12 protein-coding genes are annotated in these 11,775 nt (G+C 70.3%); 6 read left to right on the forward strand and 6 right to left on the reverse strand.

Annotated elements, in window-relative coordinates; genetic code table 11:
- Positions 1-120: 120 nt before the first annotated feature.
- Positions 121-1,242 (reverse strand): alpha/beta hydrolase, encoded by a 1,122-nt coding sequence (locus AB8Z36_RS15860; protein WP_369213947.1) that lies wholly within the window; start codon positions 1,240-1,242, stop codon positions 121-123.
- Positions 1,243-1,431: 189 nt separating this feature from the next.
- Between AB8Z36_RS15860 and AB8Z36_RS15865 the strand changes: the two genes are divergently transcribed.
- The 6 genes from AB8Z36_RS15865 (at position 1,432) to AB8Z36_RS15890 (ending at position 6,334) form a co-directional block, all read left to right on the forward strand.
- The gene (locus AB8Z36_RS15865) at positions 1,432-3,252 is read left to right on the forward strand and encodes a phosphatidylglycerol lysyltransferase domain-containing protein (protein ID WP_369213948.1); all 1,821 of its coding nucleotides are present in this window, start codon (positions 1,432-1,434) and stop codon (positions 3,250-3,252) included.
- Between the two features lie 30 nt (positions 3,253-3,282).
- A complete protein-coding gene (gene folP, locus AB8Z36_RS15870) occupies positions 3,283-4,167 on the forward strand; it encodes a dihydropteroate synthase (protein ID WP_369213949.1) in 885 nt (294 codons plus the stop codon).
- Positions 4,164-4,679: a nuclear transport factor 2 family protein gene (locus tag AB8Z36_RS15875; protein WP_369213950.1), complete on the forward strand. Its 516-nt coding sequence runs from the start codon at positions 4,164-4,166 to the stop codon at positions 4,677-4,679. Before folP ends, AB8Z36_RS15875 begins: the two co-directional genes overlap by 4 nt.
- Positions 4,680-4,823: 144 nt before the next feature.
- Positions 4,824-5,183 carry a dihydroneopterin aldolase gene (gene folB / locus AB8Z36_RS15880; protein WP_369213951.1) on the forward strand — a complete coding sequence of 120 codons (360 nt, stop codon included), beginning with the start codon at positions 4,824-4,826 and terminating at the stop codon, positions 5,181-5,183.
- The gene (gene folK, locus AB8Z36_RS15885; protein ID WP_369213952.1) at positions 5,180-5,791 is read left to right on the forward strand and encodes a 2-amino-4-hydroxy-6-hydroxymethyldihydropteridine diphosphokinase; all 612 of its coding nucleotides are present in this window, start codon (positions 5,180-5,182) and stop codon (positions 5,789-5,791) included. Before folB ends, folK begins: the two co-directional genes overlap by 4 nt.
- A gap of 57 nt (positions 5,792-5,848) precedes the next feature.
- The gene (locus AB8Z36_RS15890; protein WP_369213953.1) at positions 5,849-6,334 is read left to right on the forward strand and encodes a DUF3180 domain-containing protein; all 486 of its coding nucleotides are present in this window, start codon (positions 5,849-5,851) and stop codon (positions 6,332-6,334) included.
- A gap of 86 nt (positions 6,335-6,420) precedes the next feature.
- Here AB8Z36_RS15890 and AB8Z36_RS15895 read toward each other — a convergent pair whose 3' ends face one another.
- The 5 genes from AB8Z36_RS15895 to AB8Z36_RS15915 form a co-directional block, all read right to left on the reverse strand.
- Positions 6,421-7,425 carry an aldo/keto reductase gene (locus AB8Z36_RS15895; protein WP_369213954.1) on the reverse strand — a complete coding sequence of 335 codons (1,005 nt, stop codon included), beginning with the start codon at positions 7,423-7,425 and terminating at the stop codon, positions 6,421-6,423.
- A gap of 93 nt (positions 7,426-7,518) precedes the next feature.
- A complete protein-coding gene (folE, locus tag AB8Z36_RS15900; protein WP_369213955.1) occupies positions 7,519-8,124 on the reverse strand; it encodes a GTP cyclohydrolase I FolE in 606 nt (201 codons plus the stop codon).
- A gap of 112 nt (positions 8,125-8,236) precedes the next feature.
- Positions 8,237-10,261: an ATP-dependent zinc metalloprotease FtsH gene (ftsH, locus tag AB8Z36_RS15905; RefSeq protein WP_369213956.1), complete on the reverse strand. Its 2,025-nt coding sequence runs from the start codon at positions 10,259-10,261 to the stop codon at positions 8,237-8,239.
- A 183-nt stretch (positions 10,262-10,444) separates the two neighbouring features.
- The gene (hpt, locus tag AB8Z36_RS15910) at positions 10,445-11,005 is read right to left on the reverse strand and encodes a hypoxanthine phosphoribosyltransferase (RefSeq protein WP_030785774.1); all 561 of its coding nucleotides are present in this window, start codon (positions 11,003-11,005) and stop codon (positions 10,445-10,447) included.
- 53 nt (positions 11,006-11,058) lie between these two features.
- Positions 11,059-11,775 (reverse strand): tRNA lysidine(34) synthetase (locus AB8Z36_RS15915; protein WP_369213957.1); only part of this gene is annotated, 717 nt, incomplete at its 5' end.

Below are 11,775 nucleotides of genomic sequence, written 5' to 3' on the forward strand. Positions count from 1 at the left end.
GGGCGGGGCAGAGCAGGGCCCACAGCGGCTCAGCCGCCACTCAGCCCGCGCCCGGCCACCGCTCAGCCGCCACTCAGCCCGCGCCCGGCCGTCGCTCAGCCCGCGCCCGAGCACCGCCGCTCAGCCCCCGTCGCTCAGCCGCCCGCTCATCCACTGGAGCGTGGCGGGGATCTCCCTGCGCCAGGTGTTGAAGTTGTGCCCGCCGCTATCCAGCGTGATCGACGAGACGCGCGTGGGCGGCTTCACCTTGTTGATGAAGTCCAGGGTGTCCTGGTAGTTGTCCTCGCCCTTCTTGCTGCTGGTCACGAGGAGGGACGTCCTGGGGTGCGGCTCGTGCCCGAGGTACCACATCAGGTCGGCGCGGCGCTGGAGCTCCTTGTCGCCGTGGAAGAGGTCGCCGGTGGTGACGTCGATGGGCGCCTTGTAGTACGCGGACAGGCCCGCCGCCGCCCCGTACCGCTCGGGGTGGTGGATGGCGAGCTTCAGGGCGCAGTAGCCGCCCGTGGAGTCGCCGACGACGCCCCAGCTGCGGCCCTCGGTGCCCACCCGGTAGTGCCCCGAGATGGCGCTGGGCAGGTCCTTGGCGAAGAAGGTCTCGGTCTGCGGGCCGCCGGGGACGTCCACGCACTCGGTGTCGCGCGGCGGCGCGACGGTGGGCCGCATCATGATCAGGACCATCGGCTGCATCTTGCCCTCGGAGGCCAGCTTGTGCGCGGTCTGGGGGTAGTGCAGCCCCTTGATGAGCGCCTCGGCGGTGCCCGGGTAGCCGGTGAGGACCACGGCGGCGCGGAACTTGCGGTTCTTGTACTGCGGCTGGAAGTACTCGGGCGGCAGGTAGACGTAGGCGGGACTGGCGATCCGGGAGGCCTTGCCGCCGATGTCGATCTTCTGGATCTGGCCTCCGGTGACCGGCCTGTCGCCCCCGGGCACCTTCACCGCCTGGGTGTCGAGGACCTTGACCGGCCCGGAGCCCGTGGCCGGGTCGTGGTCCACCACGAGGCCGGGGCTCGTCTCCTGGCCGAACAGGTCGGCCCACGTGGCGTAGAAGCCGAAGGCCTGGTTCGCGGCCAGGCCCACCGAGGCGAAGATGGCGACCTGGGCGGCGAGGAGCAGCCCGACACGGCCCGTGACGGCCCGCCAGTTGCGCCGGGCGAGCCGGGGCCAGAGCCAGACGGTGCCGAAGAAGAGCAGTGCGGCCAGCACGACCGCAAGGGCGAGGACCTTGTTGCTCGTGAGTCCCATGAGGTGTTCCTGCCTGCACTTTCTACCGAGCTTTTCCAGCGGTTTCCGCTCGGGACTGAACCCGTCTCCCCGAAGGACCGTCCTAGAGGGGGCAATGGTGCCGGATGCCGCTTTGGCACCGGATTAAAGCTCTCTCGCAGAACTACTGCAGAACTACGGGATGCGATGTCTGTCAGGATAGATGGGGAAATGTCGGGTGGGGTTCCGGACAGTCAGGAGCGTCGCCCCGACGGCCGTTTCCGCCGGATGATGCGCGGCCCGCGCCCGGAGGCCGTGCCGACCCTCGTCGCGAGAGCCTGCACCCTCGTGGGCGTGCTGAACGTCGCGGCCGGGGTGTTCCCGCGCTTCCGGCACAGCCGCATGCACGCCATCGCCGAGGTGCTGCCCGGCGCGCTCGGCCCGTTCGCGGCCGCGCTCGCCCTCAGCTCCGGCGTCCTGCTCCTGCTGCTCGCCCACGGCCTGCGGCGCCACAAGCGGCGGGCCTGGCGGGCCGCCGTGGTGCTGCTGCCCGCAGGCGCGATCGCGCAGTTCACGTACCGGCACTCGGTGATCGGCGTACTGATCTCCCTCGCCCTGCTCGCGCTGCTGCTCCGCCATCGTAGTGAGTTCACGGCACTGCCCGATCCCCGCAGCCGCTGGCGGGCGCTCGCCAACTTCGTCCTGCTCGGGGCCGGTTCCATCCTGCTCGGCCTGGTGATCGTCAGCGTCCACCCCAAGAAGGTCGTCGGCGACCCGGGCATCACGGAGCGCCTCCAGCACGTCCTGTACGGCCTCTTCGGCCTCGAGGGCCCGGTCGACTACGCGGGGAACACCTCCTGGACCGTCGGCGCCTCCCTCGGCGCCCTCGGCATGCTCACCGCCCTGACCACCATCTACCTGGCCTTCCGCCCCGAGCACCCGGCCGCACGCCTCACCGAGGACGACGAGACGAAGCTGCGCGCGCTGCTCGACAAGCACGGCGGCCGAGACTCGCTCGGCCACTTCGCGCTCCGCCGCGACAAGGGCGTCGTCTTCTCGCCCAGCGGCAAGGCCGCCGTCACCTACCGCGTCGTCTCCGGAGTGATGCTCGCCAGCGGCGACCCGGTCGGCGACGTCGAGGCCTGGCCCGGCGCCATCGAGCGCTTCATGGACGAGGCCAAGGTGCACTCCTGGACGCCCGCCGTCATGGGCTGCTCGGAGACGGGCGGCGAGGTCTGGACCCGCGAGACCGGCCTGGACGCCCTCGAACTCGGCGACGAGGCGGTGGTGGACGTCGCGGATTTCTCCCTGTCCGGGCGTGCGATGCGCAACGTACGCCAGATGGTCAAGCGGATCGAGCGCAATGGCTACGAGACGCGCGTACGGCGCATCCGTGACCTCGGCGATCGGGAACTCGCCCGGATCAAGGAGGCCGCCGAGGACTGGCGCGGCACCGAGACCGAGCGCGGCTTCTCCATGGCGCTCGGCCGCATCGGCGACCCGGGCGACGGCGACTGCCTGATCGCCACCGCCCACAAGGCCGACGCGGAGCCCGGACCCTATGGCGACCTGAAGGCCGTCCTGCACTTCGTCCCGTGGGGCAAGGACGGCGTCTCCCTCGACCTCATGCGCCGCGACCGCTCCGCCGACCCCGGCATGAACGAGCTGCTCATCGTGGCCGCCCTCCAGGCCGCCCCCAAGCTCGGCATCGCGCGCGTGTCGCTCAATTTCGCCATGTTCCGCGCGGCCCTCGCGCGCGGCGAGAAGATCGGCGCGGGCCCGGTCCTGCGCGCCTGGCGCGGCCTGCTGGTCTTCCTCTCGCGCTGGTTCCAGATCGAGTCCCTGTACAAGTTCAACGCGAAGTTCCGGCCCCGCTGGGAGCCCCGCTTCGTGGTCTACCGCTCCAGCAAGGACCTGCCCCGCATCGGCTTCGCCGCCATGCAGGCCGAGGGCTTCGTGACGCTCTCGCTCCCCCGCTTCCTGCGCAGGGGCACCGCACAGCGCCGCCCCTGTCCGCACGGGACCACGGAGCGTGAGGTCCAGGCGGCGTAACCCGCCGCCGACCGGGCCTAGGCTGGAGCCATGAGTACGTTGCGCGGGCAGGGCGCCCAGCCAGTCGCCGTCCAGGGGCTGCCGGAATGGGACCGCTGTGCGGTCATGGGCGTCGTGAACGTGACGCCGGACTCCTTCTCCGACGGCGGTCGCTGGTTCGACACGACGGCCGCCGTCAAGCACGGCATCGACCTGGTCGCGCAGGGCGCCGACCTGGTCGACGTCGGCGGCGAGTCCACCCGCCCCGGCGCCACGCGCGTGGACGAGGACGAGGAACTCAGGCGCGTCGTCCCCGTGGTGCGCGGGCTGGCCGCCGAGGGCGTCGCCGTCTCCGTGGACACGATGCGCGCCACCGTCGCCGAGCAGGCGCTCGCGGCGGGCGCCGTCCTGGTCAACGACGTGAGCGGCGGCCTCGCCGACCCGCGCATGGTCCCCGCGGTCGCCGCCGCGGGCGCCCCCTTCGTCGTCATGCACTGGCGCGGCTTCCTCACCGACATACACGCCGAGCCCGCGTACGACGACGTGGTCTCCGAAGTCGTCGACGAGCTCCACGCGCGCGTGCGGGCCGCCATCGAGGGCGGCATCGCCCCCGAGCGCGTCGTCGTCGACCCGGGCCTCGGCTTCTCCAAGAGGGCCGAGCACGACCTCGCCCTGATCGCCCGCCTCGACCGGCTGCGCGAGCTGGGCCACCCGATCCTGGTCGCCGCCTCCCGCAAACGTTTCCTCGGCCGGGTGCTCGCCGGTCCCGAGGGCGCCCCGCCGCCCGCCCGTGAGCGCGACGCCGCCACCGCCGCGGTCTCCGCCATCGCCGCCCACCAGGGCGCCTGGGCCGTGCGCGTGCACGAGGTCCGGGCCACCGCCGACGCCGTACGCGTCGCCCAGGCCGTGACGGACGCGGCGGGCGACAGCCGGTGACCGGGGCCCGTACCGACGTCGAGCAGGTCGAGAGCGCCAACACCGCCTTCTACGAGGCCTTGGAGCGCGGCGACTTCGACGAGGTCTCCGACCTGTGGCTGGACTCCGCCGCCGACACCACGGCGGCCGATGACCAGGCGGACGACGAGGTGGCCGACGACGGCACCGCGATCTCCTGCGTGCACCCCGGCTGGCCGGTCCTCACCGGCCGCGGCGAGGTCCTCAGGTCATACGCGCTGATCATGGCCAACACCGAGTACATCCAGTTCTTCCTCACCGACGTCAAGGTCGGCGTGGCCGGTGACACCGCCCTCGTGACATGCACCGAGAACATCCTCAGCGGCGGCCCGCCCCCGGAGGGCGGCGGTGAGCTGGGGCCTCTCGTGGGCCAGCTCGTGGTCGCCACCAATGTGTTCCGCCGCACACCGGACGGCTGGAAACTCTGGTCGCACCACGCCTCTCCCGTACTCGCCGAAACAGAGGACGACGAGAGCGACGAGACGCCCGCCTAATGGGTAGGGGCCAAGGGTGTGGCCGGTCCCACGGGCCCCGCGAGCGAGCTCTGTCAGTGCTCGCAGGTAGATTCGATCGAGGCTGGAGCGCCGACCGCACTCGGTGCAGGCCTGCCGATACCGACGATTGCAGGAGTGATTCGCGTGGATCGTGTCGCGCTGCGCGGCCTCAAGGCCCGCGGGCACCACGGTGTCTATCCGCGGGAGCGCGAAGAGGGCCAGACCTTCATCGTGGACCTGGTTCTCGGCCTGGACACGCGAGCGGCCGCGGCCGACGACGACCTGGCGAAAACCGTGCATTACGGGGTCGTGGCCGAGGAGGTCGTGGCCGTCGTCGAGGGCGATCCCGTCGACCTCATCGAGACGCTCTCGGAGCGCATCGCCCAGGCCTGTCTGAAGCACGACGGAGTCCTGGAGGTCGAGGTGTGCGTGCACAAGCCGGACGCCCCGATCACCGTGCCCTTCGACGACGTCACCGTCACCATCACCCGGAGCCGAGTATGAGTGCGCCCTTCAAAGCGGGTCAGAGCGACCCGACCGTCCAGCCGGTGCCCACCTCCGTGGTCGAGCAGGTGGACGCGGCGGACCACACCCTGTCCAACCCGCACCGCGCCGTGATCTCCCTCGGCAGCAATCTCGGCAACCGCCTGGAGACGCTCCAGGGCGCCGTCGACGCCCTGGAGGACACCCCCGGCCTGCGGGTCAAGGCGGTCTCTCCGGTGTACGAGACGGAGCCGTGGGGCGTCGAGCCCGACTCCCAGCCGGCGTATTTCAACGCGGTGGTCGTGGTGAAGACGACCCTCCCGCCCGCCTCGCTCCTGGAGCGCGCGCAGGCCGTCGAGGAGGCCTTCCACCGCGTCCGCGACGAGCGCTGGGGCCCGCGCACGATCGACGTCGACATCGTGTCGTACGCCGACGTGATCTCCGACGACCCGGCGCTCACGCTGCCCCACCCGCGCGCGCACGAGCGTGCCTTCGTCCTCGCCCCGTGGCACGACGTCGACCCCCAGGCCAGCCTGACCGGCCGCGGCTCCGTGGCCGAGCTGCTGGCGGCCCTGACCCGCGAGGGTGTCGCGCCCCGCGCCGACCTGGAACTCCGGCTGCCCGAGTAGTCGTTAAGGTCTACAAGATCCGTCCGCGATCCGGACGAGGGCTATGAAGGGTCATTCGTGAAGCAACTGCGCATCAGGACGCTGGCCGGCCTCTTCGTCGCGGCCGGAGTGCTGTCCTGGTCGGGTGCCCGGCTCTGGGACTCCGTGGGCACCCTGCCGAAGGTCCCGCTGGCCGCGCCCATCGTGCTCGCGGTGATCGCCGTCGTGCTGCTCTCGACGGCGCTCTCGCTGCGCTCGCGCCTGCGCGCCCAGCGGGAGCGCCGCCCCGGCGCCAAGGGCGTCGAGCCGATGATGGCCGCCCGCGCCGTCGTCTTCGGCCAGGCCAGCGCCCTGGTAGCGGCACTCGTCGCGGGGATGTACGGCGGCACGGGCGCGTTCCTGCTCGAATTCCTCGACATTCCCGCCCGCCGCGACCAGGCGGTCTATGCCGGGCTCTCGGTCGTCATGGGCATCGCGGTGATAGCCGCCGCCTTCTTCCTGGAGCGGGTCTGCAAGCTCCCCGAGGACGACGACGAGGACGGCCAGGCGGCCCCGGCGGCCTGAAGGCCACGGGAGCCGCCCGCGGGCCGCGTGAGGCGCGTGGGGCCCCGAAGGCACCTGGGCCGCGTGAGGCACCTCGGCCGCGTGGGCTAGAGCAGCGTGCCGCCCTCGACCTCGGTCTCGCCGAGGATGCGCTCCAGGCGGGAGAGGACCCCGGCGTCCAGCGTGACGTGCGCGGCGGCGAGGTTCTCCTCGATGTGCTTCGGGGTACGGCTGCCCGGGATCGGCACCACGTTCGGGTCCTGGTGCAGCAGCCAGGCGAGCGCGAGCTGCGCCGGGGTGATGTCCAGCTCCTCGGCGACACCGCGTACGGGCGCGAAGCGGTCGTTGTTCGCCTTGAGGTTGGCCGCGTCGAAGCGCGGCGCGTTCTGCCGGAAGTCGCCCTCCGCGACCTGGCCGACCGTGCCGGTCAGGAACCCGGCGCCGAGCGGCGACCACGGCACGAGGCCGACCCCCAGCTCCCGCGCCGCCGCCAGAAGTTCCGGCTCGGCGGGCTTCCACATCGACCACTCGATCTGCACCGCCGACACCGGATGCACGGCGTGCGCCGCCCGGAGCTGCTCGGCCGTGACGTTGGAGAGCCCGAGGTGGCGCACGAGGCCCTCACCGATCAGCTCGGCGACCGCCCCGACGGTGTCCTCAAGAGGAATCTGCGGGTCCGGGAAGTGCGGGTAGTACAGGTCGATGTAGTCCGTCTCCAGGCTCCGCAGGCTCGCCTCGGCGTAACCGCGGACATGCTTCGGGTCACCGTTGACCGCGAGCTCCCCGAAGGCGTATCCGATGGGAAAGGGGTGCGGCTCGACGCCCTCGGGCAGCCGGAACCCGAACTTGGTGGCTATCGCGACCTGGTCTCTGCGGCCTCGCAGGGCCTTGCCGATGAGCCGTTCATTGTGCCCGTCGGCGCCGTACCCGTCGGAAGTGTCGATGATCGTGGCGCCCGCGTCGACCGCCGCGAGGAGCGCCCGCTCGCCGCGCTCGTCGTCGACCTCGCCGTACACCCCCGGCGAGAGCACCATCGCGCCGTAGCCGAGGGCCGAGACCTTAAGACCGCCGAGCTTCCGGGTGGGCAGGGACTGCGCGCTAGTTGATGTCATGCACGCAGTCTTCCGGCCAGGACGCGCGACCGTCCAACTCTTTGATCCACAATTTCCGTACGTGAAAAGCGAGTTGAGCGGGACGTGAGGCTCTTAACGGGCCATGATCAGACTCATCGCCTCATTGCGCGTCGCGGGGTCACGCAACTGCCCGCGCACCGCCGAGGTGATGGTCTTGGCTCCCGGCTTGCGGATACCGCGCATCGACATGCACATGTGCTCGCACTCGACGACCACGATCACCCCGCGCGGCTCCAGGATCTCCATGAGGGAGTCGGCGATCTGCGTGGTCATACGTTCCTGCACCTGCGGGCGGCGTGCGTACACGTCCACGAGGCGGGCGAGCTTCGACAGACCAGTGATCTTTCCACTGGTCGACGGGATGTACCCGACGTGCGCCACACCCCTGAAGGGGACCAGGTGATGCTCGCAGCACGAGGTCACCTCGATGTCCTTGACCAGCACCATCTCGTCGTGGCCCAGGTCGAACGTCGTCGTCAGGACGTCCTCCGGATTGAGCCACAGGCCGCCGAATATCTCCTTGTACGCCCGCGCCACACGCCCAGGAGTCTCGCGCAGGCCCTCACGGTCGGGGTCCTCACCCACGGCGATCAGCAGCTCGCGCACGGCGTTCTCGGCGCGCTTCTCGTCGAACTCGCCGATCGAGCCCTCGCCGTCCAGCGTCACCGGGTCGGTCATGTGTGTGCCTCGTTCCTGTGCGTCCTGCGCGGGGCTGCGGAAATGCCGCGCCCCCCAGGCTAAAACCTGGGGGGCGCGGCATTCATTCCGGGCTTGCCGGGGAGCGCGGGGCTCAGCTCTCGGGGCGGTCCTCCGGGGCCACCTCGATGGGCTGCTCCGTGCTGCCCGCGGAGATCGCGGGGCTGGCGCCGTTCGCACCGTTCGTCAGCGACAGCTCCTTGGGGGAGAGCACCGGCGGGCGGGTCGAGGGCGTACGCCGCGAGGAGCCGGTCCACGCCGGACGGGCCGGACGCTTCACGATCGGCGCGAAGATCTCGGCGATCTGCTCCTTGCCGAGGGTCTCCTTCTCCAGGAGCTGGAGGACCAGGTTGTCCAGGACGTCGCGGTTCTCGACGAGGATCTCCCACGCTTCGTTGTGCGCGGTCTCGATGAGCTTCTTGACCTCTTCGTCGACCAGCGCGGCGACCTCTTCGGAGTAGTCCCGCTGGTGCGCCATCTCGCGCCCGAGGAACGGCTCGGAATTGTCCCCGCCGAACTTGATCGCGCCGAGACGCTCGGTCATGCCGTACTGCGTGACCATCGCGCGTGCGGTGGCCGTGGCCTTCTCGATGTCGTTCGCCGCGCCCGTGGTCGGGTCGTGGAAGACGAGCTCCTCGGCCGCGCGCCCGCCCAGCATGTACGCGAGCTGGTCGAGCATCTCATTGCGCGTGGTGGAGTACTTGTCCTCTTCGGGCAGGACCATGGTGTAACCCAGGGCCCGGCCTCTGGACAGGATGGTGATCTTGTGGACCGGGTCCGAGTTCGGGGAGGCCGCCGCGACCAGGGCGTGTCCGCCCTCGTGGTACGCGGTGATCTTCTTCTCCTTGTCGGACATGATCCGGGTCCGCTTCTGCGGGCCCGCGACCACCCGGTCGATCGCCTCGTCAAGCGAGTGGTTGTCGATCAGCTTCTTGTCGCTGCGTGCCGTGAGGAGCGCCGCTTCGTTCAGCACGTTCGACAGGTCGGCGCCCGTGAAGCCCGGCGTGCGCCGCGCGACCGCGCCCAGGTCGACGTCCGGGGCGACCGGCTTGCCCTTCTGGTGGACCTTGAGGATCTCCAGACGGCCCTGCATGTCCGGGCGGTCGACGGCGATCTGCCGGTCGAAGCGGCCGGGGCGCAGCAGCGCGGGGTCGAGGATGTCGGGGCGGTTCGTGGCGGCGATCAGGATGACGCCGCCCTTCACGTCGAAGCCGTCCATCTCGACGAGGAGCTGGTTCAGCGTCTGCTCGCGCTCGTCGTGGCCACCGCCGAGACCGGCACCGCGGTGACGGCCGACCGCGTCGATCTCGTCGACGAAGACGATCGCCGGGGCGTTCGCCTTGGCCTGCTCGAAGAGGTCGCGGACCCGGGAGGCACCGACACCGACGAACATCTCGACGAAGTCGGAACCAGAGATCGAGTAGAACGGGACTCCGGCCTCACCGGCGACGGCGCGCGCGAGGAGCGTCTTGCCGGTGCCGGGCGGGCCGTAGAGGAGCACGCCCTTGGGAATCTTGGCGCCGACGGCCTGGAACTTCGCCGGCTCCTGGAGGAACTCCTTGATCTCGTGGAGCTCCTCGACCGCTTCGTCCGAACCCGCGACATCGGAGAAGGTCGTCTTGGGGGTGTCCTTGGTGATCAGCTTGGCCTTGGACTTCCCGAAGTTCATGACCCGGGAGCCGCCGCCCTGCATCTGATTCATCAGGAACAGGAAGACGACGACGATGAGGACGAAGGGGAGGAGGGAGAGCAAGATGCCGACGAAGGGGTTCTGCTTCGACGGGGAGACGGTGTAACCGTCCTTGATCTTCTTGTCCTCGTACTTGGCCTGCAAGGACTTGGCGAGGTCGACGCCCTGGTCGCCGATGTAGCTCGCCTGGATCTTGCTGCTGCCCTTGACCTTCTCGCCGTCGATGAGCTCGGCCTTGATGGTCTGCTCGTCACCGGTGGTGAGCTTGGCCGACTTGACCTTGTTGTCGTTGATCGCCTGGACGACCTGACCTGTGTCAACCGTCTTGTAGCCACCGGACGAGCCGACGACCTGCATCAACACGACCACGGCAAGGACGGCCAGCACGATCCACATGACTGGCCCACGGAAGTATCGCTTCACGTCCATCCATACGGAGCGATGACGCCCCGTCCCTCCTGCCATAGTGAGTTTGATAAAGACTGTTCTTCGGACGGTACCCCAGCATTGTGACCCGAAGCCGCACGGGACGGCTGGCAATACCGCCTTCGCTTGGTCCAACGGCGGGAAACGGGTGAGGGTTCCCCGCCGCCGCACACGGTGCCGCCGGCGTCAGCCGCCGTAGACGTGCGGAGCGAGCGTTCCGACGAAGGGGAGGTTGCGGTACTTCTCCGCGAAGTCCAGGCCATAGCCCACCACGAACTCGTTGGGGATGTCGAAACCGATCCACTTCACGTCGATCGCGACCTTCGCCGCCTCGGGCTTCCGCAGCAGCGTGCACACCTCAAGGGAGGCGGGCTCGCGGGAGCCGAGGTTGGAGAGCAGCCAGGACAGCGTCAGACCGGAGTCGATGATGTCCTCGACGATCAGGACGTGCTTGCCCTTGATGTCGGTGTCCAGGTCCTTGAGGATCCGGACGACGCCGGAGGACTGGGTGCCCGCGCCGTACGACGAGACGGCCATCCAGTCCATCGTGACCGGGGTGGACAGCGCACGCGCCAGGTCCGCCATGACCATCACCGCGCCCTTGAGGACACCGACGATCAGCAGGTCCTTGCCCGCGTACTCCGCGTCGATCTTCGCGGCCAGCTCAGCCAGCTTCGCGTCGATCTCTTCCTTGGTGATGAGCACCGACTTGAGGTCGGTGCCCATGTCTTTCGCGTCCACCCGCATCACTTTCGGTCGTCCCACCGGCCGACGGGGTCCCGCAGTGCGCACGGTCCTCGTCAGCCTTGCCGGATGACCAGTCTGCCACCCTGGCGCTGGGCCACGACTTTGCCCGGGAGATTGATGGCTCCCTGACCGCGCCAGCCGGTGATGAGGCGGTCGACCTCCTCGATGTGCCGGGCGAACAGCGAACCGGCGGGCGCGCCCGCCTCGATCGCGGCGCGGCGCACGATGCGGCGGCGCACGGCGGGCGGCAGGGCGAAGAGCTTGGCGCACTCCAGGAGGCCGGTGGCGTCGCGCACCGACGTCTCGGCCTGGGCGGCCCAGGTGTCGAGGGCGTCGGCGTCGTCGCGGGAGAGCTGGGCCGTCCGGGCGAGCGCCTCGACGACGCCCTTGCCGAGCGCCTTCTCCAGGGCGGGGAGGCCCTCGTGGCGCAGCCGGGAGCGGGTGTAGGCGGGGTCGGCGTTGTGCGGGTCGTCCCAGACGGGCAGCGCCTGGACCATGCACGCCTTGCGCGCCGTCTGGCGGTCGACGTGCAGGAACGGTCGGCGGTAACGGCCCGCGACCCCCGAGGTCGCGGCCATTCCGGACAGGGAGCGGATGCCGGAGCCGCGGGCGAGCCCGAGCAGGACGGTCTCCGCCTGGTCGTCGCGGGCCCCGGCGTCGTCGGCCTCCCGCGGCCGACCGCGCGCAACGCCGCCGAACAGGCGCTCATCGACGCCCACACGGCGGCCCGCAGCCAGTGCAGCGCACCGCTCGGCGCCGCCGTGATGCGC

The sequence above is a fragment of the Streptomyces flavofungini genome (assembly GCF_041028215.1).
Taxonomy (GTDB): domain Bacteria; phylum Actinomycetota; class Actinomycetes; order Streptomycetales; family Streptomycetaceae; genus Streptomyces; species Streptomyces flavofungini_B.